This window comes from Streptomyces sp. WI03-4A (assembly GCF_033792105.1).
Classification (GTDB): Bacteria; Actinomycetota; Actinomycetes; order Streptomycetales; family Streptomycetaceae; genus Streptomyces; species Streptomyces collinus_A.
On record NZ_JARAUO010000012.1, the window covers coordinates 88,906 to 110,939 of the forward strand.

General features: G+C 71.8%; 17 protein-coding genes and 1 riboswitch. Of the genes, 12 read left to right on the forward strand and 5 right to left on the reverse strand.

Annotation, left to right across the window (positions count from 1 at the left end; genetic code table 11):
* The first annotated feature begins 8 nt into the window (after positions 1 to 8).
* Genes nuoL through nuoN form a run of 3 tightly spaced genes read left to right on the forward strand, consistent with a single transcriptional unit; the run spans position 9 to position 5,178 of the window.
* Positions 9 to 1,955 (forward strand): NADH-quinone oxidoreductase subunit L, encoded by a 1,947-nt coding sequence (nuoL, locus tag PV343_RS15505; protein ID WP_319147491.1) that lies wholly within the window; start codon positions 9 to 11, stop codon positions 1,953 to 1,955.
* Between the two features lie 5 nt (positions 1,956 to 1,960).
* On the forward strand, positions 1,961 to 3,532 hold the full coding sequence (locus PV343_RS15510; RefSeq protein WP_319147492.1) for an NADH-quinone oxidoreductase subunit M: 1,572 nt from the start codon (positions 1,961 to 1,963) through the stop codon (positions 3,530 to 3,532).
* Positions 3,529 to 5,178, forward strand: coding sequence for an NADH-quinone oxidoreductase subunit NuoN (gene nuoN, locus PV343_RS15515; protein ID WP_319147493.1), 1,650 nt, complete (start codon positions 3,529 to 3,531; stop codon positions 5,176 to 5,178). The genes PV343_RS15510 and nuoN overlap by 4 nt, the downstream gene beginning before the upstream one ends.
* A gap of 54 nt (positions 5,179 to 5,232) precedes the next feature.
* Here the strand turns inward: nuoN and PV343_RS15520 are convergent, their stop codons facing one another.
* Entirely contained in the window at positions 5,233 to 5,850 is a 618-nt protein-coding gene (locus PV343_RS15520; RefSeq protein WP_319147494.1) for a hypothetical protein, read from the reverse strand.
* A gap of 348 nt (positions 5,851 to 6,198) precedes the next feature.
* On the opposite strand from PV343_RS15520, the gene recQ reads away from it, so the two are divergent.
* Positions 6,199 to 8,208 carry a DNA helicase RecQ gene (gene recQ / locus PV343_RS15525; protein ID WP_388238252.1) on the forward strand — a complete coding sequence of 670 codons (2,010 nt, stop codon included), beginning with the start codon at positions 6,199 to 6,201 and terminating at the stop codon, positions 8,206 to 8,208.
* A 44-nt stretch (positions 8,209 to 8,252) separates the two neighbouring features.
* Here recQ and PV343_RS15530 read toward each other — a convergent pair whose 3' ends face one another.
* Complete coding sequence (locus tag PV343_RS15530; RefSeq protein WP_319147495.1) at positions 8,253 to 9,191, reverse strand: M56 family metallopeptidase; 939 nt, start codon at positions 9,189 to 9,191, stop codon at positions 8,253 to 8,255.
* A 212-nt stretch (positions 9,192 to 9,403) separates the two neighbouring features.
* Positions 9,404 to 10,621 (reverse strand): fumarylacetoacetase, encoded by a 1,218-nt coding sequence (gene fahA, locus PV343_RS15535; protein ID WP_319147496.1) that lies wholly within the window; start codon positions 10,619 to 10,621, stop codon positions 9,404 to 9,406.
* A gap of 280 nt (positions 10,622 to 10,901) precedes the next feature.
* Between fahA and PV343_RS15540 the strand changes: the two genes are divergently transcribed.
* The 3 genes from PV343_RS15540 to PV343_RS15550 all read left to right on the forward strand — a co-directional run bounded on the left by PV343_RS15540 (position 10,902) and on the right by PV343_RS15550 (position 14,403).
* A complete protein-coding gene (locus PV343_RS15540; protein WP_387954410.1) occupies positions 10,902 to 12,152 on the forward strand; it encodes an ATP-grasp domain-containing protein in 1,251 nt (416 codons plus the stop codon).
* Between the two features lie 45 nt (positions 12,153 to 12,197).
* Complete coding sequence (locus PV343_RS15545; protein ID WP_319147498.1) at positions 12,198 to 13,400, forward strand: FAD-dependent oxidoreductase; 1,203 nt, start codon at positions 12,198 to 12,200, stop codon at positions 13,398 to 13,400.
* A gap of 190 nt (positions 13,401 to 13,590) precedes the next feature.
* A complete protein-coding gene (locus tag PV343_RS15550; RefSeq protein ID WP_319147499.1) occupies positions 13,591 to 14,403 on the forward strand; it encodes an HAD family hydrolase in 813 nt (270 codons plus the stop codon).
* Positions 14,404 to 14,438: 35 nt separating this feature from the next.
* On the opposite strand, the gene PV343_RS15555 is transcribed toward PV343_RS15550, so the two are convergent.
* A complete protein-coding gene (locus PV343_RS15555; RefSeq protein ID WP_319147500.1) occupies positions 14,439 to 14,918 on the reverse strand; it encodes a transglycosylase SLT domain-containing protein in 480 nt (159 codons plus the stop codon).
* A gap of 5 nt (positions 14,919 to 14,923) precedes the next feature.
* Positions 14,924 to 15,137, reverse strand: a riboswitch (cyclic di-AMP (ydaO/yuaA leader).
* A 500-nt stretch (positions 15,138 to 15,637) separates the two neighbouring features.
* Between PV343_RS15555 and PV343_RS15560 the strand changes: the two genes are divergently transcribed.
* The 4 genes from PV343_RS15560 (at position 15,638) to PV343_RS15575 (ending at position 20,044) form a co-directional block, all read left to right on the forward strand.
* On the forward strand, positions 15,638 to 16,648 hold the full coding sequence (locus PV343_RS15560) for a polyprenyl synthetase family protein (protein ID WP_319147501.1): 1,011 nt from the start codon (positions 15,638 to 15,640) through the stop codon (positions 16,646 to 16,648).
* A gap of 244 nt (positions 16,649 to 16,892) precedes the next feature.
* Positions 16,893 to 18,137 carry a DUF2092 domain-containing protein gene (locus PV343_RS15565; protein WP_319147502.1) on the forward strand — a complete coding sequence of 415 codons (1,245 nt, stop codon included), beginning with the start codon at positions 16,893 to 16,895 and terminating at the stop codon, positions 18,135 to 18,137.
* Positions 18,138 to 18,192: 55 nt separating this feature from the next.
* A complete protein-coding gene (locus PV343_RS15570) occupies positions 18,193 to 19,167 on the forward strand; it encodes an ABC transporter ATP-binding protein (RefSeq protein ID WP_319147503.1) in 975 nt (324 codons plus the stop codon).
* The gene (locus PV343_RS15575) at positions 19,154 to 20,044 is read left to right on the forward strand and encodes an ABC transporter permease (RefSeq protein WP_319147504.1); all 891 of its coding nucleotides are present in this window, start codon (positions 19,154 to 19,156) and stop codon (positions 20,042 to 20,044) included. The genes PV343_RS15570 and PV343_RS15575 overlap by 14 nt, the downstream gene beginning before the upstream one ends.
* Before the next feature lie 6 nt (positions 20,045 to 20,050).
* Here PV343_RS15575 and PV343_RS15580 read toward each other — a convergent pair whose 3' ends face one another.
* Positions 20,051 to 20,638 (reverse strand): flavodoxin family protein, encoded by a 588-nt coding sequence (locus tag PV343_RS15580; RefSeq protein WP_319147505.1) that lies wholly within the window; start codon positions 20,636 to 20,638, stop codon positions 20,051 to 20,053.
* A 247-nt stretch (positions 20,639 to 20,885) separates the two neighbouring features.
* On the opposite strand from PV343_RS15580, the gene PV343_RS15585 reads away from it, so the two are divergent.
* Positions 20,886 to 22,025: a hypothetical protein gene (locus tag PV343_RS15585; RefSeq protein WP_319147506.1), complete on the forward strand. Its 1,140-nt coding sequence runs from the start codon at positions 20,886 to 20,888 to the stop codon at positions 22,023 to 22,025.
* Positions 22,026 to 22,034 lie beyond the last annotated feature (9 nt).

The following is a 22,034-nucleotide window of genomic DNA, read 5'->3' on the forward strand; positions in this document are numbered from 1 at the left end:
GAAGAATCGTGGAGAACCTGATCGCGCTGCTCATCGCGGCGCCCCTGCTCGGAGCGGCCGTCCTCCTGACCGGCGGCCGGCGGCTGGACGCCGTCGGCCACTGGATCGGCACGCTCCTGTCGGCCACGTCCTTCGTGTTCGGCCTGATCCTCTTCGCCGACCTGCTCGGCAGGAACGCCGAACACCGCACGCTGACCCAGCACCTGTGGACGTGGATCTCGGTCGGCAGCTTCCAGGCGGACGTCACCTTCCGCCTCGACCAGCTGTCGATGACGTTCGTCCTGCTGATCACCGGCGTCGGCTCGCTCATCCACCTCTACTCGGTCGGGTACATGGAGCACGACGAGCGGCGCCGCCGCTTCTTCGGCTACCTGAACCTGTTCCTCGCGGCGATGCTGCTGCTCGTCCTCGCCGACAACTACCTGCTGCTGTACGTCGGCTGGGAGGGCGTCGGTCTCGCCTCCTACCTGCTGATCGGCTTCTGGCAGCACAAGCCCAGCGCCGCCACGGCGGCGAAGAAGGCCTTCCTGGTCAACCGGGTCGGCGACATGGGCCTGTCCATCGCGATCATGCTGATGTTCACCACCTTCGGCACCTTCGCCTTCGGCCCGGTCCTCAGCCACACCGGTGACGCCTCCGAGGGCAGGCTCACCGCGATCGGCCTGATGCTGCTCCTGGCCGCCTGCGGCAAGTCGGCCCAGGTGCCGCTGCAGTCCTGGCTCGGGGACGCCATGGAGGGCCCCACCCCGGTGTCGGCCCTGATCCACGCCGCCACGATGGTGACCGCCGGCGTCTACCTGATCGTCCGGTCCGGCGCCATTTTCAACGCGGCTCCCGACGCGCAGCTCGCCGTCACCGTCGTCGGCGCGGTCACGCTGCTGTTCGGTGCGATCGTCGGTTGCGCCAAGGACGACATCAAGAAGGCGCTGGCCGGCTCGACCATGTCGCAGATCGGCTACATGGTGCTGGCCGCGGGCCTCGGCCCCATCGGCTACGTCTTCGCGATCATGCACCTGGTCACGCACGGCTTCTTCAAGGCCGGGCTGTTCCTCGGCGCCGGTTCCGTCATGCACGGCATGAACGACGAGGTCGACATGCGCAAGTACGGCGGCCTGCGCAAGTACATGCCGATCACCTTCGCCACCTTCGGCCTCGGCTACCTCGCCATCATCGGCTTCCCGTTCCTGTCCGGCTTCTACTCCAAGGACGCCATCATCGAGGCGGCCTTCGCCAAGGGTGGCACCCAGGGCTGGATCCTCGGGAGCGTGGCCCTGCTGGGCGCGGCCATCACGGCCTTCTACATGACGCGCGTGATGCTGATGACGTTCTTCGGCGAGGAGCGCTGGCGGAACCAGCCCACCCGTTCCCCGCAGGCGCCGAGCGCCGAGCCCGCGGCGGAGCAGCACGGCGAGCACGCCGAGCCGCACCCGCACGAGTCGCCCAAGATCATGACGATCCCCATGATCGTGCTGGCCGTCGGCTCGGTCTTCGCCGGCTTCCTCTTCCACCTCGGCGACCGCTTCCTGCACTGGCTGGAGCCGGTCACCGGCCACAGCGAGGGCAACTCCCCGGTCAGCGCCATGACGGTGACCGGCGCGACCCTGGTCTGCCTGGTCGTCGGCGTCGCCATCGCCTGGGCCCAGTACGGCCGCAAGCCCGTCCCGGTCGTGCCCCCGCGCGGCTCGCTGCTCACCCGGGCGGCGCGGCGCGACCTGCTCCAGGACGACTTCAACCACGTCGTCCTGGTGCGCGGCGGCGAGCACCTCACGCGCTCCCTGGTCTACGTCGACCACACCCTGGTCGACGGCGTCGTCAACGGCACGGCGGCCGGCTTCGGCGGACTGTCCGGCCGGCTGCGCCGGGTCCAGAACGGCTTCGCCCGCTCCTACGCGGTCTCGATGTTCGGCGGTGCGGCACTCCTCGTCGCCGCGACCCTGCTGATGAGGGCGGTCTGATACCGATGTCCTTTCCCCTGCTGACAGCGGCGGCGGCGCTCCCGGCCGTCGGAGCGGTCGCCACGGCCGCCGTGCCGGCCAAGAGCCGCACCGCCGCCAAGTGGCTGGCGCTGGTGGTCTCGCTCGCCACCCTCGCGCTGGCGATCACCGTCCTGGTCCGCTTCGAACCGGGCGGAGCCCGCTACCAGCTCACCGAGTCCCACGCGTGGATCGCGGACTTCGGGGTCAGGTACGAACTGGGCGTCGACGGCATCGCCGTCACCCTGATCGCCCTGACCGCGCTGCTGATCCCCTTCGTGATCCTCGCCGGCTGGCACGACGCCGATCCGCTGGAGACCGGCAGCCGGCGCTGGCGGCCCACCCAGGGCTTCTTCGCGCTGATCCTGGCCGTCGAGGCGATGGTGATCATCTCCTTCGAGGCCACCGACGTCTTCCTCTTCTACATCTTCTTCGAAGCCATGCTCATCCCGATGTACTTCCTGATCGGCGGCTTCGGGGACCGTGCCCACGAGCACGGCGAGGAGGCGGCGTCGACGCAGCGGTCGTACGCGGCGGTGAAGTTCCTGCTCTACAACCTCGTCGGCGGCCTGATCATGCTGGCCGCGGTGATCGGCCTCTACGTGGTGGCGGGGAACTTCTCGCTCACGGAGATCGTCCAGGCCCGCGCCAACGGCTCGCTGCACATGGCGTCGAGCACCGAACGCTGGCTGTTCCTCGGCTTCTTCTTCGCCTTCGCGGTGAAGGCGCCGCTGTGGCCGCTGCACACCTGGCTGCCCAACGCGATGCAGGAGTCCACCGCCCCGGTCGCCGTGCTCATCACGGCGGTCGTGGACAAGGTGGGCACCTTCGCGATGCTCCGCTACTGCCTCCAGCTGTTCCCGGACGCCAGCCGGTGGGCGACACCGGTCATCCTCGTGCTGGCGCTCATCAGCATCATCTACGGGGCGCTGCTCGCGGTCGGCCAGCGGGACATCAAGCGGCTGGTGGCCTACGCGTCGGTCTCGCACTTCGGGTTCATCATCCTGGGCATCTTCGCGATGACCACCCAGGGCCAGTCCGGCGCCACGCTCTACATGGTCAACCACGGCATCTCCACGGCCGCCCTGATGCTGGTCGCGGGCTTCCTGATCTCCCGGCGGGGATCGCGGCTCATCGCCGACTACGGCGGTGTCCAGAAGGTCGCCCCGGTGCTCGCCGGCACCTTCCTGATCGGCGGCCTCGCCACCCTCTCCCTGCCCGGACTCGCCCCGTTCGTGAGCGAGTTCCTGGTCCTGGTCGGCACGTTCACGCGCTACCCGGCCATCGGCATCATCGCCACCTTCGGCATCGTCCTCGCCGCGCTGTACACCCTCGTGCTGTACCAGCGGACGATGACGGGCCCGGTGAAGCCCGAGGTCTCGGCGATGCCCGACCTCCGGGCGCGCGAGCTGGTGGTCGTCGCGCCGCTGATCGTGCTGCTGATCTTCCTGGGCGTCTACCCGAAGCCCGTCACGGACATCGTCAACCCGGCGGTCAAGCAGACCATGTCCGACGTACACAAGACCGACCCCAAGCCCTCGGTGGAGGCGGCCAAGTGAGCGCAACAGCCGTCCACAGCCTGTGGACAACCGCGGCCGACCCGATCTCGAAGATCCCGGCGCCGAAGATCGAGTACGGGCAGCTGTCGCCGACCCTGATCGTCATCGGCGCGGCGCTGGTCGGGGTCCTCGTCGAGGCCTTCGTCCCGCGGAGATCCCGTTACTACGCCCAGGTGTTCGTGTCCGTCGTGGCGCTCTGCGCCGCGTTCGCCGCGGTCGTCGCGCTGGCGGCCGACGGGTACGGCACCACCAAGGCGCACATCGCGGCCATGGGCGCGATCGCGGTCGACGGGCCGTCCCTGTTCCTGCAGGGCACGATCCTGCTGGCCGGTCTGGTCGCCCTGTTCACGTTCGCCGAGCGGCGCCTCGACCCCGAGGCGCACGGCAACCGGGTCGACTCCTTCGCCGCGCAGGCCGCGTCGGTGCCGGGCAGCGACAGCGAGAAGGCCGCCGTGAAGGCCGGGTTCACCACGACCGAGGTCTTCCCGCTGCTGCTCTTCGCGATCGGCGGCATGCTGGTGTTCCCCTCGGCCAACGACCTGCTGACGCTGTTCGTGGCCCTCGAGGTCTTCTCCCTGCCGCTGTACCTGCTGTGCGCGCTGGCCCGCCGCAAGCGGCTCATGTCGCAGGAGGCCGCGGTCAAGTACTTCCTGCTCGGCGCGTTCGCCTCCGCGTTCACCCTGTTCGGCATCGCCCTGCTGTACGGCTACGCGGGCTCGGTGTCGTACGGGCGCATCGCGCAGGTCGTCGACGGGACCGTCTCCAACGTCGATCCGGCGCTCGCCAACACCATGGGCAACGACGCGCTGCTGCTCATCGGCACCGCGCTGGTCGTCATGGGCCTGCTGTTCAAGGTGGGCGCGGTGCCGTTCCACATGTGGACGCCCGACGTCTACCAGGGCGCGCCGACCCCGGTGACCGGCTTCATGGCGGCGGCGACGAAGGTCGCGGCGTTCGGCGCGCTGCTCCGCCTGCTGTACGTCGTCCTGCCGGGCATGCGCTGGGACTGGCGGCCGGTCATGTGGGGGGTGGCGGTCATCACCATGCTGGGCGGTGCGATCGTCGCGATCACGCAGACCGACATCAAGCGGCTGCTGGCGTACTCGTCCATCGCGCACGCCGGCTTCATCCTCGCGGGTGTCATCGCGACGTCGAAGGACGGCGTGTCGTCCGTCCTCTTCTACCTGGCCGGGTACTCGTTCGTGACGATCGGCGCCTTCGCCGTGGTCACGCTGGTGCGCGACGCGGGCGGCGAGGCGACCCACCTGTCCAAGTGGGCCGGGCTCGGCCGCCGCTCACCGCTGGTGGCGGCCGTGTTCGCGGTGTTCCTGCTGGCCTTCGCCGGTATCCCGCTGACCTCCGGCTTCTCCGGGAAGTTCGCCGTGTTCAAGGCGGCGGCGGACGGCGGCGCGGCCCCACTGGTCGTGATCGGTGTGATCTCCTCCGCGATCGCCGCGTTCTTCTACATCCGGGTGATCGTGCTGATGTTCTTCAGCGAGCCGCGGCCCGAGGGCCCGACGGTTGCCGTGCCGTCGCCGCTCACCATGACGGCGATCGGCGTGGGTGTGGCGGTGACGGTGGTGCTCGGTGTGGCGCCGCAGTACTTCCTGAACCTGGCGAGCCAGGCGGGAGTCTTCGTGCGCTGAGGTGCTGTCCCGCGGCCCCGGTTCCTCCCGGTGAGGAACCGGGGCCGTCGCACGTCAGCGACCCGCCATGCCCTTCATGCCCTTCATTCCCTGCATGTCGTCCATGCCGTTCGTTTTGTCGGCTTCGTTCGTTTGCTTCATGCCCGACATGCCCGGGGCGGCCGAGGCGGGGCACGTCACCCGCGGGTTCCACTGCGCGAAGAGGCCGCTGGGGTTCTTCTTGTACAGCCACACGTGCAGGTCGTAGTGGGTGGGCATGCCCGGGTAGTGGCCGGGCATCGGGCCCTGGAAGTCCTGCCCGAACAGCCGGGGCCGCTTCATGTTCTTGCCCTTGACCGGGATGACCCACTCCACGCCGATGAGCCGGCGCTCGCCGTGCCCGGCGTCCTCGTAGAGCAGCGCGGCGGGCCGCTTCGGGTCCAGCGAGCCGAAGCGGGACTCGTTGAAGTAGTGGAAGCCCATGCCGCCCTGGGCGCGGGCCAGGCAGACGCGGGCCCGGTAGCCGTCCGCGGCCGCGAACGGCGTGTAGCCGTACCGCGCCGTGGCCGCGTACGCCTCCCCGAGCTGCTGTTCGACGGCGGGGTCGAGACCGGTGGCGTGGGCGGGCGCGGACGCGGGCACGGCGAGGGCCGCGACGAGGGTGAGGGCGGCTCCTGCGAAACGAGCGATCATGAGGTGGGGCTCCTAGGGGCAGGCGCGGGTGGAGTCGCGCACCCCTCGGGGGGCGCGCGACGTGATCCGTCGGCGGGCGGGCCTCCTCCCGGCCCGCTCCAGCAGCCTTTTCCCGTGCCGGGGCGGGCGGCCCTCCAGAAGCACCCGATGGGTCCATGGGCGGCTGCCGATAAGCACCCGATCGGTTCAGCGACGACCGCCGGACCGCACCCGATGGGCCGATACGACAAACCATGCGCATCTGTGGACAACTTCCGGCACTGTCGGCGCGGACCCCTATCGTGGAGGCAGCGGTCGAGGGACGACGACGCACGGGGGACGGGAAGACAGGACACGGGGGACCGGACGATGAGCACGACGGGCGGGATCAGCGAGATGCAGGCGGCGACCGAAGGACCGGACGCGACCACGAGCGAGGCGCTGGCCACGCTGCACCGGGTCTTCGGGTACGAGACCTTCCGCGGCGAGCAGCAGGCGGTCATCGAGCACGTGGTGGCGGGCGGTGACGCCGTCGTCCTCATGCCGACCGGTGGCGGCAAGTCGCTGTGCTACCAGATTCCCGCCCTGGTCAGACCGGGCACGGGCGTGGTGGTCTCCCCGCTGATCGCGCTGATGCAGGACCAGGTGGACGCCCTGCGCGCGCTCGGCGTGCGGGCCGGCTTCATCAACTCCACGCAGGACTTCGACGAGCGGCGCATGGTCGAGGCCGAGTTCCTCGCGGGCGAGCTGGACCTGCTCTACCTGGCCCCGGAGCGGCTGCGGGTGGAGAGCACGCTCGGCCTGCTCTCGCGCGGCAAGATCTCCCTGTTCGCGATCGACGAGGCGCACTGTGTCTCCCAGTGGGGCCACGACTTCCGCCCCGACTACCTCACTCTTTCCCTGCTCGGCGAGCGCTGGCCGGACGTCCCGCGGATCGCCCTCACGGCCACCGCCACGGACGCCACGCACCAGGAGATCACCCAGCGGCTGAACCTGCCGGCCGCCCGCCACTTCGTCGCCAGCTTCGACCGGCCCAACATCCAGTACCGGATCGTGCCCAAGGCCGACCCCAGGAAGCAGCTCCTCGCCTTCCTCAGGGAGGAGCACGCGGGCGACGCCGGGATCGTCTACTGCCTCTCCCGCAACTCGGTGGAGCGCACCGCCGAGTTCCTGAGCGCCAACGGCATCGAGGCGGTGCCCTACCACGCGGGCCTGGACGCCGGCACGCGCGCGGCCCACCAGTCGCGGTTCCTGCGCGAGGAGGGCCTGGTCGTGGTCGCGACCATCGCCTTCGGCATGGGCATCGACAAGCCGGACGTGCGGTTCGTCGCCCACCTGGACCTGCCCAAGTCGATCGAGGGCTACTACCAGGAGACAGGCCGCGCGGGGCGTGACGGCCTGCCCTCCACGGCCTGGATGGCCTACGGGCTCAACGACGTGATCCAGCAGCGCAAGCTGATCCAGTCCGGCGAGGGCGACGAGGCGTTCCGCCGCCGGGCCGCCTCCCACCTCGACGCCATGCTCGCCCTGTGCGAGACCGCCCGATGCCGGCGCGGCCAGCTCCTGGCCTACTTCGGCCAGGACGCCACCGCCGCGGGATGCGGCAACTGCGACACCTGCCTCACCCCGCCGGAGACCTGGGACGGCACGGTCGCCGCGCAGAAGGCGCTGTCGACGGTGGTACGGCTGCAGCGGGAGCGCGGGCAGAAGTTCGGCGCCGTGCAGATCGTCGACATCCTGCTCGGCAAGCGCACCGCCAAGGTGATCCAGTTCGACCACGACCAGCTCTCCGTCTTCGGCATCGGCCAGGACCTGAGCGACGGCGAGTGGCGGGGCGTCATCCGGCAGCTGCTGGCACAGGGACTCCTCGCGGTCGAGGGGGAGTACGGCACGCTGGCCCTCACCGAGGCCAGCGGTGCGGTGCTGCGCCGGGAGCGGGAGGTGCCGCTGCGCAAGGAGCCGAAGCGGCCGACCGCCTCCCGGTCGGGCTCGTCCTCCGGCCGGGGCGAGCGCAAGGCCAAGGCCGCCGCTGCCGAACTGCCCGACGAGCTGCTCCCCGCCTTCGAGGCGCTGCGCGCCTGGCGTGCCGAACAGGCCCGGGAGCAGGGCGTCCCGGCGTACGTCATCTTCCACGACGCCACCCTGCGGGAGATCGTCGCCCGCAGCCCCGGCTCGGTGCGCGACCTGGGCACGGTCAACGGCGTCGGCGAGAAGAAGCTGGCGACGTACGGCGAGGGCGTGCTCGCGGTGCTGAACTCGCTGGACGGCCAGGCACCGGCCGCCGCCGCGCCGCAGTCCGCGGCGGACCCGGACCCGGCGGACGAGTGGCCCGAACCGCAGGACGAGCCGCACGAGCCGGAGCCGGACGACTGGATGTAGCCCCCGGGCGCGCCCCGGCACGGCCGAGCCCGGGGCCGTACAGGCTAGGTCAGTGCCGTCAGCCCCGGGGCGAAGGTGATCAGCAGCGGCAGCAGCGGCACCAGGGCCGCCACCGTCGTCGTCAGGGCCCGGTGGCGGCGCAGCAGCCGGGGCGGCGGCTGCAGCAGGCGGTCCACCCGCTCGCCGAGGAGGCGCCGGCTGGAGGCGCAGGACAGGACGCCCCGGTGCTGGTTCAGCTCGATCAGGGCCAGGGCGGTGGTCAGGTGACCGCAGCGGCGGGAGGCCGTGTCGTCGGCGGCCAGTTCGACCAGCCGGTGCGTCTGGTCGCAGAAGTGGGCGAAGAGCGGGACGCGCGGGAAGCCGGTGGCGAGCGCGGTGGACAGGTGGAGCAGCCAGTCGTGGTGGGCGCGGGCGTGGCCGCGCTCGTGGGTGAGGACGGCGTCCAGCTGGTGGTCGGTGAGGCGGTGCAGCGCCCCGGTGGTCACCACGAGCTGCGCGGGGTGTCCGGGCATCCACCACGCGTCCGGGTACTCGTCCTCCAGCACCAGCATCGGGCCGCGCGCCGCGGGCAGCCCCCCGGGCAGGTCGGGCGCCCGCTCACGCAGGTGCGCCCGGGTCCGGCCCCGGCGCCGGCGGACCTCGGCCAGCTCCCGGGTCAGCATCGCCGTCGTCCAGGCCGCCCCGCAGGCCAGCAGCACGGTCAGGGCGACGGCCCAGACCGGGGCCGCGGAGAGGTCGTAGGCGGCGGTCACCGCCGGCGGCGCGGGGGCGAACACGCGGTCGCGGACGGTGTGGAAGACGGCCGCCGCGCCCAGCACCAGCGCGGTGAGACAGCACAGCAGCACCGTGGCGACCAGGCACTGCCACACCCACAGCGCGACCACGGGTTCCCGCTCGGTCCAGGCCGCCCGGGTCAGCGCGCGGGGTGCCGGCACGGCGGCCGTCAGGGCGACGACGCTCAGCAGGAGCAGGCAGACGGTCATGCCGGGGCTCCGGTTCCTGGTCGGAGAGGCGTGCGGGGCGGGTGGTGCGGTGCCGACACACCGGCCGGCGCGTCACGTGGTGCGTGTCCCCGCCAGTATGACGGGGACAGGGGCCACGAGTCAGGTGTCCGGCACCGAATCCCCTGGTACCGGCGCCTCGTACCGACACCGCGCACCGCCGCCTCCTGCCGGCGCCCGCTACGGGGCGGGGCTCACCTCGACACGACCCGTCCGGTGACCTCGCCCAGGCCGACCCGGGTGCCGTCCGCGCCCGGTGCCCACGCGGACATCGTGACGACGTCCCCGTCCTCGAGGAACGCCCGCTTGCCGTCCGGGAGTTCGAGCGGGTCGCGGCCGTTCCAGGTCAGCTCCAGGAGCGAACCGCGCTGGTTCTCCAGCGGGCCGCTCACCGTGCCCGAGCCGTACAGGTCACCGGTGCGCAGCGAGGCCCCGTTCACCGTCATGTGGGCGAGCTGCTGGGCGGCCGTCCAGTACATGGTGGAGAACGGCGGCTCGGACACCACCTGGCCGTTGATCGCGACGGAGATCCGCAGGTCGTAGCCGCCCGGCTCGATCCCGGGAGCCGAGTCGTCCAGGTAGGGCAGCAGGTCGTGGGTGCGCTCCGGGGGCGCCACGCGCGCGTGGTCCAGGGCCTCCAGCGGGGTGATCCACGCCGACACCGAGGTCGAGAAGGACTTGCCGAGGAACGGGCCGAGGGGGACGTACTCCCAGGCCTGGATGTCCCGTGCCGACCAGTCGTTGAGCAGGCACAGGCCGAAGACGTGCTCCCGGAAGTCGCCGAGCGCCACCGGGTCGCCCAGCCGCGAGGGCACGCCCACCACGAAGCCGACCTCGGCCTCGATGTCCAGCCTGACCGACGGGCCGAAGACGGGCGCCGGGTCGCCGGGGCCCTTGCGCTGGCCGGAGGGCCGTACGACGTCGGTGCCGGAGACGACCACGGTGCCGGAGCGGCCGTGGTAACCGATCGGCAGGTGCTTCCAGTTGGGCGTCAGCGAGTCCTCGGCGTCGGGCCGGAAGATGTGGCCGACGTTCCGGGCGTGGTTCTCGGAGGCGTAGAAGTCGACGTAGTCGGCGACCTCGAAGGGCAGGTGCAGCGTCACCTCCGACAGGTGGTGGAACAGCGGTTCGATCGTCGTCCGGTGCGAGGGCACCGTGACCCAGGCCGTCAGCGCCCGCCGCACGTCCGACCAGGCGGTGCGCCCGGCGGCCAGGAGGGGGGTGAGGGTGGGCTGCGCGAGCAGGGAGACGTAGGGCGAGCCGAGGGCGGCGGCCGCGGCGCCCGCGTCGAGGACGTGCTCACCGAGCCGGACGCCGACCCTCCGTTCCGTGCTGCCGGAGGGCGAGAACACGCCATAGGGAAGGTTGTGCGGACCGAAGGGGTCGCCCTCGGGGACGTCGAAGGGGGGCATGGGGTGCTGCCTCACTCTCATCCGCGCCATGCATGGCGATGCGTTCCATATGGTCGGGCCACACGTTACGGCCGAGGCACGGGTCTTGGGCAGTGCCACCCCTCTCGTGGCGCCGACCTCGAATGGTTGCTCGATTGATGTCTAAAGAGTTCGCAATGTCCGGATAGGTCTTGTCGGAGTGGGCAATTCCGGCTTAGCGTCCTTTGGGGGACACGGACGGGGTGGGTCCGTTCCGTAGGGGGGACACGTGGGGGGACCCGTGGCCGGAAACACCGTCAGCGTGCCGTGCGAGGCCGACCGTGACGTACCAGGACTGATCGTCAAGTTCGGTGACTACCCGCTGCACCACGGCGGGGTCGGCGCGATCCGCAGTCTGGGTCGGCTGGGTGTGCCCATGTACGCCATCACCGAGGACCCGTACACACCGGCGGCGTCCTCCCGCTATCTCACCCGCGCGTTCGTCTGGCCCACGACCGGGGCCGAGGAACCGGGGCACCTGGTCGAGGGCTTGTTGCGCATCGGCCGCCGGATCGGCCGCCCGGCCGTCCTGATCCCGACGGACGAGGAGGCCGCCGTCCTGATCGCCGAGCACCAGGACGACCTGGCCGGTCCCTTCCTCTTCCCGCGCGTCGACCCCGCGCTGCCGCGCCGGCTGGCCAGCAAGCAGGGCCTGCACGAACTGTGCGTGGAACACGGCGTCGCGAGCCCGTCGGCCGCGTTCCCCGAGTCCTACGAGGAGATCGCCGCCTTCGCCGACGAGGCCCGCTTCCCGGTGGTGGCCAAGAACCGAGAGGCGTTCGTGCGGCGCAGACGGCCCGCCGTCAACGGCACGACGCGGATCGCCACCCGCGAGGGACTGCTCACCCTGGCCCGCGACTGGGGCGAGCGCCCGGGGGTGATCCTCCAGGAGTACCTGCCGAGGGAGGAGGCCGAGGACTGGATCGTGCACGCCTGCTTCGACGCCGACTCCGCCCCGCTCGCCCTCTTCACCGGCGTCAAGGTGCGCTCCTGGCCCCCGCACGCGGGCATGACGGCGAACGCCTACGTCGTCGACAACCCGGAACTCGCCGACCTCGCCGCACGTTTCATCAAACAGATCGGCTTCAGCGGGATCATCGACCTGGACCTGCGCTTCGACCGGCGCGACGGGCAGTACAAACTCCTCGACTTCAACCCCCGCGTGGGCGCCCAGTTCCGGCTCTTCGAGAACGAGTCGGGCGTGGACGTCGTCCGCGCGATGCATCTGCACCTGACCGGCCGCCCTGTTCCGGAGGGGGAGCAGCGGGCCGGCCACCGCTACGTCGTGGAGAACATCGACCTGCCCGCCCTGCTCGCGTACCGCCGCAGCGGCTACACGACGCCGCACGCACCGGCGAGGGCGAGCGGCACGGAGCTGGCCTGGTTCGCGGGTGATGACCCGCTGCCGTTCCTCACGATGCTCGCCCGCTTCGTGCGCCCGGGCGCGAAGCACCTCTACCAGCTGTGGCGGACCAGCCGCCGCGGCGGCAGCACCATCACCACCACGAAGTAGGCAAGGCCACGAAGGTGGCGCACCGTGTCTCTGGGGAGGGACTTCGTGATTCGACCGGTTGCAGTCATCGGGGCCGGGCCGTTCGGCCTGTCCACCGCCGCCCATCTGCGGGCCCGCGGTATCCCCGTCCGCGTCTTCGGCGACCTCATGGTCAGCTGGCGCGACCACATGCCCGCGGGCATGCTCCTGAAGTCGACGCCCGCCGCCTCCAGCCTCGACTGCCCGCAGGCGGGCCACACCCTCGCCGACTACTGCGACGCGGCGGGCATCCGCCGGCTGGTGACCGACGAGGACATCATCCCCGTGGAGACCTTCATCGCCTACGGGGAGTGGTTCCAGCAGAAGCTGCTGCCCGGCCTGGAGCGGGTCCGGGTCGTCTCCGTCGACCGTGACAGCAGCGGCGGGTTCGCGCTCAAGCTGGACTCGGGCGAGACGTTCACCGCGCGCGCGGTCGTCGTCGCCACCGGCCTGTCCGGTCTCGACCACCTCCCGGCCGAGCTGGCGGGAGCCGCGGCCGACGGACCGGCGCCGACGGCCCCGGTCTCCCACAGCTCCCAGCACCACGACCTCACCCGGTTCGCCGGCAAGGAGCTGATCGTCGTCGGCGCCGGCCAGTCCGCCCTGGAGACGGCGGTGCTCGCGGCCGAGGCGGGCGCCCGGGTGCGCGTGGTCTCGCGCGGCCGCGGCCGGGTGGCCTTCGGCGCACCGCCCTGGCGCCAGCCGGGGCTGCGCCCCGAGTCGCCGTTCGGCCGGGCCTGGTCCCTGTGGGCGCTCAGCTACTACCCCCACCCCTACCGCTTCCTGCCCGACCGCACCCGCCACTACCTGGTCCGCAGAGTCCTCGGCCCGCTCGGCGCCTGGTGGCTGCGCGACCGCTTCGAGGGCAGGGTGCAGGTCCAGGAGGTGGACCGGGTGCTGGCCGCCGAGGCGCAGGACGGCAGTCCCGTCCTGACCGTCCGCACCCACGCGGGCGGCACCGAGCGGCTCTGCGCCGACCACGTCATCGCGGCCACCGGCTACCGCGTGGACATCGCGGCGATGGACTTCCTCGGCCACGGACTGCGCACCCGGCTCGCCGTCAGCCGGGGCACGCCCAGGCTGGGCGCCGGTTACGTCTCCTCCGTCCCCGGCCTCTACTTCACCGGCCTTCCCGCGGCCTCCTCGTACGGTCCGGTGATGCGCTTCGTGTGCGGCACCGAGTTCGCCTCGCCCCGGCTGGCCGGGCATCTGGCGGCCGCCCACGGCTGAGTCCGGGGGCGCCTCCTGCGGCTCCCCGGCCGCTGCCGCCCGCCGCCCTGTGGCGGTGCGCGGCAGCGGCCGGGCGGGCGCGGAGGGCAGGGCCATCGGGCAGGCGGCGGGCACCACTTGGGCCGGTCAGCACACAAGTCCGGCCGCAGCGCGGTGAGTCGGCGGGGCGCCGGATCCGTATTCTCTGATCATGGCCGTACCCCCCGCATACGCACTGATCGCCACCGACCTGGACGGGACGCTGCTGCGTGCTGACGACACCGTCTCCGACCGGTCGCTGGCCGCGCTCGAACGGGTGGCGCGGGCCGGCGCCCGGCACCTGGTGGTGACGGGCCGGCCGGCCCCCCGGGTACGGCCCCTGCTGGACACGCTCGGCTGCACGGGGCTCGCGGTGTGCGGGCAGGGCGCGCAGGTGTACGACGCCGGGGCGGACCGCATGCTGTGGTCGGTCCGGCTGGACCGGGAGCTGGCCGAGACCGCGCTCGGCAAGATCGAGGCCGAGGTGGGGCAGGTCTACGCGGCCGTCGACCAGGACGGCGTGGACGGGCTCACCCTGATCGAACCGGGGTACCTGATGCCGCACCCGACCCTGCCCGCGGTGCGGGTGGGCCGGCGCGACGACCTGTGGCGTGAGCCCATCAGCAAGGTGCTGCTGCGCCACCAGACGCTGTCCGACGACGCGTTGGCGTCGATCGCGCGGTCGGCGGTGGGCTCGCTCGCCACGGTCACGATGTCGGGGCCGGGGACGGTGGAGCTCCAGCCGTGCGGTGTGACCAAGGCGACGGGTCTTGCGCTGGCCGCGGACCGCCTGGGCCTCGCCGCCGACCGGGCCCTCGCCTTCGGCGACATGCCCAACGACATCCCCATGTTCGACTGGGCCGGGCGGGGGGTGGCCATGGCCAACGCCCATCCCGAGCTGAAGGCCGTGGCGGACGAGGTCACCACGTCGAACGAGGACGACGGCATCGCCGTCGTCCTCGAAAGACTGTTCCCGGCCGGCTGACCGGGACCTCAGTGGTGATCAGTCACCGGTGCCCGTCAGTAGGCGCCGAAGACGTTGTCGATCGACCCGTAGCGCTTGGCCGCGTAGTTGCAGGCGGCCGTGATGTTGGCGACCGGGTCGTAGATGTTGAAGGACGTTCCGGCCACGTGGTACGCGTTGAACGTCGGGTCGATGACCTGGAGCAGGCCCTTGGACGGGATGCCCGCGGCGGCGTTGGAGTCCCACAGGTTGATGGCGTTCGGGTTGCCGGACGACTCACGGATCACGTTGCGGTAGATGCCGTTGTAGGTACCCGGGATGGCCTTCTCCTTCATGATCGCGAGGGACTCGCGGATCCAGCCGTCGAGGTTGTTGGGGTACCCGGCCGGCGTGGTGGAGACGGTCGTGGCGGCGGGAGTGGCGGCGGAGGCGGCGGTGGCGCCGATGAGGGGGAGCGCGAGAACGGCGGCACCGGTACCGGCGACGGCGAGCGTGCGGAAGAGACGGTTGGTACGGCGCTGGGCGGCAGCGGGCATGGCGAAGATCCTCTCCGTCGCCTGCGAGGTGAGCTGTCGGGTTCGGGCGGGGAGGTGCCCGGCCGTGCCCCTGGGGGGAGGCACGACTTCACCCCTAGCCGTCCCGGCGCGACATGTGCCGTCCGGTCCGGCGACTTACCTGGGTCCCCCGCTCCTGCCCTACGAATGAGTCCGTCGATGGGTGATGTCAGACGCGGCAGGATTCGGCGTTCGTCTGACAGGCCCGGAAGCTATGCGAGAGCACATGTCCGGAACAAGCGTCGGATTCACATAAAGCGCTAGTTGACCTTGATCTGTGCCATTTGGGGTGCTTGATCCTTTGCGGTTGCCAACCCTCAACTGGCCGCTGCGGCAAGGGCGGACCGGTGGTGGCGCGATCGTTCGGGTGAGGTGGCCTACGTGACCCAACTCACGAAATGGCAAAGCGTACCAAATCAGACATGGGGGATTCGGGATATCTGCTGGTCATGGCACGAAAGAAGTAATCCTCCCTCCATATGGTTCGCGACAAAATGGACTAAGAGGTGTTAAGTCCGTGGATGTCAGTTCTTATCGGATGATCGAAAACATACCGGCCGTGATCCGATACCGCCCGGGCTGGACCGGTGGGCGCTATCGGTGATCGAAACAGGACCGGATACGCTGACTTGAGTGATGGCAGCGACCTATCGACAAACCGTGTAATCGCGCAGCAGACACCAGCAGACAGGAGACCCCTCGTGACCGTCGTCGGGCCGTTCGGGCTGAGCGTGCGGGACCAGGCTCTGGAAGCCGATGTCCAGGCCGGATTGGCGGCTGTCGAGGAAGGCTTGCTCGAAGCCACCAAGAGCGAGGTCCCGTTCATCACGGAGGCCGCGCAGCACCTTGTCAGGGCCGGCGGGAAGCGGTTCCGGCCGCTGCTCGTGATGCTCGCGGCGCAGTTCGGTGACCGGCACGCGCCCGGCATCGTGCCGTCGGCCGTGGTCGTGGAGCTCACCCACCTGGCGACGCTGTACCACGACGACGTCATGGACGAGGCGGCCGTGCGCCGCGGCGTGGACAGCGCCAACACGCGCTGGGGCAACTCCGTCGCGGTCCTGACCGGCGACTTCCTGTTCGCCCGCGCCTCCCAGATCCTCGCCGACCTCGGCCCCGAGGCGGTCCGGGTGCAGGCTCTCGCGTTCGAGCGGCTGGTCACGGGCCAGATCCTGGAGACGGCGGGCCCCTCGGACGGCCGCGACCCGGTCGAGCACTACCTGGACGTGCTGGGCGGCAAGACGGGCTCGCTGGTCGCGGTCTCCTGCCGGTTCGGCGCGATGATGTCCGGCGCCGACGAGACGGTCGTCGACGTGCTCACCCAGTACGGCGAGCGGCTCGGTGTCGCCTTCCAGCTCGCGGACGACGTCCTGGACATCGCCTCCGACTCCCACGAGTCCGGCAAGACGCCCGGGACCGACCTGCGCGAGGGCATCCCGACGCTGCCCGTGCTCCGGCTGCGCGAGCGCGCCGCCCGGCTGGGTCTGCCCGAGGACGCCGCGCTCTGCGAGCTGCTGGACTCCGACCTCAGCGACGACGCCCGGCACGCCGAGGCGCTCGCCGCGCTCCGCGCGCACCCCGCGCTCGAACAGGCCCGCCGGGACACCGTCCGGTACGCGGAGGAGGCGCGCGCCGCGCTGGCCCCGCTGCGGGAGTGCGACGCCAAGGCGGCCCTCCTGGAGCTGTGCGACGCGGTCGTGCACCGGGCCGGCTGAGCCCCCGTACCCGCCGCGAGGGCGGTGTCTCCGGCTCGACCCCTACGGGTCGGCGGGGGCACCGCCCTCGCGTGTCATACCGCAGGCGTACACGAGTTGGCTCCGTGGTCTGACGATTCCTCACGGCCGATTTGGTCAGATGGAAACCACGGAAATCACCACTCCTCACCGATTCGGGTGAGAATGGCGGCTCAGGTGGACCAGCGCGTGGACAGCCGCCGCCGACGACGGAGGTAAGGCACTGATGGCACCGTACGAATCCGACGACACGACGGGCACCGCGCAGGACGAGGACCTGCGCACCGGGCGCCGCAAGGCCGCCCGGTACGTGGTCCCGGTCGCGGTGGTGGGGGTGGCGGCGGCCACGATCGGGCTGGTCCCGGCGCTCGCCGACTCCGGTGACCCCGACCTGCCGAAGATCACCGCCCAGCAGCTCATCGACAAGATCGCCAAGTCGGACGTGCAGCGGCTGTCCGGCACCGTGAAGATCACCACCGACCTCGGCCTGCCGAACCTCGGCGGCCTGGAGAGCAGCCTGACGTCCGGCGCGGCCGGAGGCGGCGACGGCTCCTCCGCCGACCCCAGGGCCAAGCTCACCGAACTGGTCTCCGGCACGCACACGCTGCGGGTCGCGGCAGACGGCCCGGACCGGCAGAAGCTGTCGCTGCTGGAGAGCGGCGCCGAGTACAGCCTCATCCACGACGGCAAGGACGTCTGGGGCTACGACAGCAAGAGCAACGAGGTCTACCACGGCACCGCCGCCGAAGCCGGCAAGGAGCACCGGACCGAGCGGCCGGCCACGCCGAAGGACTTCGCCGACGAAGCCCTGAAGTCGGTCGACGACACCACGTCTGTGACCGTCGACGGCACCGCGCACGTCGCCGGACGCGACGCCTACAAGCTGCTGATCAAGCCCAAGCAGTCCGGCACCACCGTCGGCGCGATCAGCATCGCGGTGGACGCCGAGACGGGCCAGCCGCTGAAGTTCACCCTGACCCCGAGGAGCGGCGGCGCCGCCGTGCTCGACGCGGGCTTCACCCAGGTCTCCTTCGACCGGCCGGCCGCCTCCACCTTCGACTTCACCCCGCCCAAGGGTGCGAAGGTCACCGAGGGCAAGGCCGGGGACAAGGCCGGGCACGGGGAGTTCGGCGAGTTCGGCCACGGCAAGCGGACCGACGGCAAGCCCGACCTCGCGGGGGCCGGCCAGGGCTTCGGCAAGGGCATGGAGGGCGCCACCGTCCTCGGCACGGGCTGGACGTCCATCGCCACCTTCGACACCGGCGCCAAGGGCGGCCTGCCGACCGGCTCCTCCGACGGCGCCCTCGGCGGCTTCCTCGGCTCGCTCGGCGACCACGTCTCGGGCAAGTTCGGCAAGGGCACGGTCTTCTCCACCCGCCTGGTCAACGCCCTGATCACCGACGACGGCAAGGTCTACGCCGGAGCGGTCACCAAGGAGATGCTGGTGAAGGCGGCCGACGCGGGGAAGTGATCCCGCACCGGGGGGAAGCGGCCCTTCGCGGGCACGACGAGTCGGGGGGGAGCCGATGGACGAACCGTCCGCCGCACGGCGCGAGCCGGAGGAGGCGCCGGCGCAGGTCATCGCCACGCGCGGCCTCACCAAGCGCTACCGGGGCGGACAGCTCGCCGTCGACGGTCTCGACCTGACCGTCCCGGCGGGCAGCGTCTTCGGCTTCCTCGGACCCAACGGCTCCGGAAAGACGACCACCATCCGCATGCTGATGGGCCTGGTCGAGCCGACCTCGGGCACGGCCCGCGTCCTGGGCCGCCCCGTCCCCAGGGCCGGCCGCGCGATCCTGCCGCACGTCGGCGCGCTGATCGAGGGACCGGCGCTGTACGGCTTCCTGTCCGGCCGGGACAACCTGCTGCGCTACGACGCCGCCGACCCGACCGCCGACCCGCGCACCCGGCGCGCCCGTGCCGCGGCCGCCCTGGACCGGGTGGGCCTCACGGCCGCCGCCGGCAAGAAGGCGCGGGCGTACTCGCTCGGCATGAAGCAGCGCCTGGGGCTGGCCGCCGCCCTGCTCCGGCCGCGCCGGCTGCTGGTCCTGGACGAGCCGACCAACGGGCTCGACCCGCAGGGCATGCGCGAGATCAGGACCCTGATCAGGGAGCTGGCCTCCGACGGCACGACCGTGTTCCTCTCCTCCCACCTCCTCGACGAGATCGAGCAGGTGTGCACGCACGCGGCGGTCATGACCCGGGGCCGCCTGGTCAGGCAGGGCGCGGTCGCGGACCTGGCGGCCGGTGCGCGCGGCCGGCTGGTGGTGACCACCCCCGACCCCGGCGAGGCGGCCCGGGTGCTGAAGGAGCAGGGCGTCGCCGATGTGATCACGGACGGCGACCGGGTGACCGGTGAACCGCCCGAGCGGGACCTCGCCGAGGTGACCGCGGCGCTGGTCACGGCGGGCGTCCGGGTGCGCGGCCTGACGCTCGAACGTGCCTCCCTGGAGGACGCGTTCGTGGCGCTGACGGGGGAGGGTTTCGATGTCGCGGGCTGAGGCGGCGGGGGCCGAGGCGCCGACCGTGCGCCGGACCCGTCCCTTGTGGACCTTCGGGCTGCTGCGCAGCGAGCTGGTCATCACGCTCCGGCGCCGGCGCACGCTCGCGCTGCTCGCGGTGCTGGCGGCGGTGCCGGTGCTGGTCGGGATCGCGGTGAAACTGGAGACGCGCGGCGGCTCGTCGGCCGGTCCGGACGGCGGCGGGGGACCGGCGTTCCTGGCGCAGATCACCAACAACGGCCTGTTTTTGGTGTTCACGGCGCTGGCCGCGACCCTGCCGTTCTTCCTGCCCATGGCGGTCGGCGTCGTCGCGGGCGACGCGATCGCGGGCGAGGCGGGGGGCGGCACCCTGCGCTACCTGCTCGTCGCCCCGGCCGGCCGCACCCGGCTGCTGCTCACCAAGTACACGACGGTCATGGCCTTCTGCCTTCTGGCCACCCTGGTCGTGGCCGTCTCCGCGCTGGCCGTCGGGGCGCTGTTGTTCCCGCTCGGCGACCTCACGACCATCTCCGGCACCCGGATCACCTTCGCCGAGGGACTCGGCCGGGCGCTGCTGATCGCCCTCGTGGTCGCCGCCTCGCTGGTCGGCGTGGCCGCCCTCGGCCTGTTCGTGTCGACCCTGACCAACAGCGGCATCGCGGCGATGGCGACGACCGTCGGGCTGCTCATCACCGCCCAGATCCTGGACCAGATACCCCAGTTGCACGCCCTGCAGCCGTACCTCTTCCCGCACTACTGGCTGTCCTTCGCCGACCTGATGCGCGACCCCGTCTACTGGGACGGCCTGGTGCGCAACCTCGGCCTCCAGGCGCTGTACGCGGCCGTGTTCGGCTCCGCGGCCTGGGCGCGGTTCACGACGAAGGACATCAGCGTCTAGCCGGGCTCAGGCGTCCTGGTGGGGGAAGCGGGCGAGCGGTGCCTCGCGGGCGAAGAAGGTCTTGGCGCGGGCCAGCGCCTCGGTGTCCTTGGCGACGTCCCCGGGCGCGCTGCCGTTGCCCAGCAGCACCCCGCCGAAGCGCATCCCCAGGTAGGCGGCGGAGTTGTTGAGCGTGCCCACCAGCGGGTCGGCGACCGACGGTTCCCGGTCCGCGAGCGCGGCGACGCCCCACAGGGTGTGGCCGGCCATGCCGGCCCGGAAGTCCAGACCCGGGGTGCGCAGCCAGCCCGACCAGTAGTCCAGGTAGCGCTTGGTGAGGCTGGACACCGAGTACCAGTACAGCGGCGAGGCGATCACCAGGTCGGTCGCCGCGAGCGTCTCGTCAAGCAGCAGACCGGTGGCGGTGTCCGAGGACGGGCGCACGCGGTCGCTGTCGTGCCGCAGATCCTCGAAGTCGGGCAGCGGGTGGTCGGCGAGGCTGATCCAGCGCTGTTCGACGTCGGCGGGCAGTTGCTCGGCGGCCGCGCGGGCCAGCAGTTCGGTGTTGCCGTCGAGGCGGGCGCTGCCCAGGACGAACAGGAAGCGGCGGCTCATGGGACCCCCAGAGTGAGCGATGTCGTACCGCGAAAGTAGGCGTGTGCATCTTATGCATACGCAAGCACTTTTCCTCAAGGGGTTTTCGAGGCCTCTCAAGCTCCCGAGGAGGTCTCAAAGCGGGTTCAGGGGGTACGGCTGGTGCGAGGCTGTGACGTCGTGGTGACGCGGGAGCCGGGCCGAGCCGACACACTGGTCAGCAGGACGCGTACGACCGGATCGTGACGCCGGGGGAGTGAGGGAACCGATGTCTCGACTCAGCTTCGAGAAGAGGCGGGCGCAGCAGCCCGCGGGACACCCGTCGGCGGTGCACGTCCGGGTGTCCGGCGAGGGCGGCGCGTCGGTGGGCGGGACGGTGCTGGCCGCGGCTCCGGGCGAGGACATCCAGCAGGCCGTGCTGAACCACCTGCAGCGCCTGGCCATCAGCCTGGGCGCCCCGATACGGGCCACGATCCACGACGACCGCGCCGGTTGCGTGGTCCCGCTGGAGGTCTTCGCGGACGGCTCCAGCCGGATGGCGGGCGCCCCCGTACGCGTCGCCCCCGGCACCTCCACCGCGAGCACCGGGGCTGCCGCCTCCACCACGGGCACCGGGGTCGCCTCCTCCGCCACGGGCTCGCCCCCGGAGCCCACCGGACAGTTCGGCCCGCCCCCGGCCTGGCCCGAGCCCGCGGTCGACGTGCGGTCCGCGCCCGCTGCCGTGTCCTGGCCCGAGCCCGCCACCGACTCCGCCCATCAGCCCGCCGCCCCGCCCCGGCCCGCCCCGGAGCTTCGCCGGGTGCCCGTGGCCGCTCCGGTTCCCGCGCCGCTGCTCGACCCCGCGCCCGCGCCGGCCGGTTCCGCAACGCCCACCCCCGCGCGCGGCTTCGACGCCGTCGCCGAGGAGGTGCTCGGCGACGAGCCCGTGACCGAGACCGCCGAGGGCGCGGAACTGCTCGCCGAGCCCCTGGCGCGCATCAACGAGGCCGTGCGGGACGGCCGTATCGAGGCCGCGGCGGAACTCGCCGACCGCACGGTCACCGAGGCCTCCGGTGTGCTGGGCCCGCACCACCCCGAGGTGCTGCACCTGGGCGAACTCACCGCCTACATCGCCTACCTCGCGGGCGACCCGGTCCGCTCCTTCCACCGCTGCCTGGACCTCGCCCGGCTGCGCCGGCGGGCCGGGGACGCGGAGGCGGCCTACGGCAACGTGCAGAGCGCGGCCACCGCCTGGCGGGCCGTGCGCGATCCGCAGGAGGGCCTGCGGCTCGGCCGCGAGCTGATCGAGCTGTGGACCGAACTCGAAGCGGAGCCGGGACCCGCGGCCGAGGACCCGGACCCGCTGCGGTCCGCGCGGGCCCGCATGGTCCGCCTGACCGACCGCGCGGCCCGCGCCGAACGGGCCTGACCGGCCCGG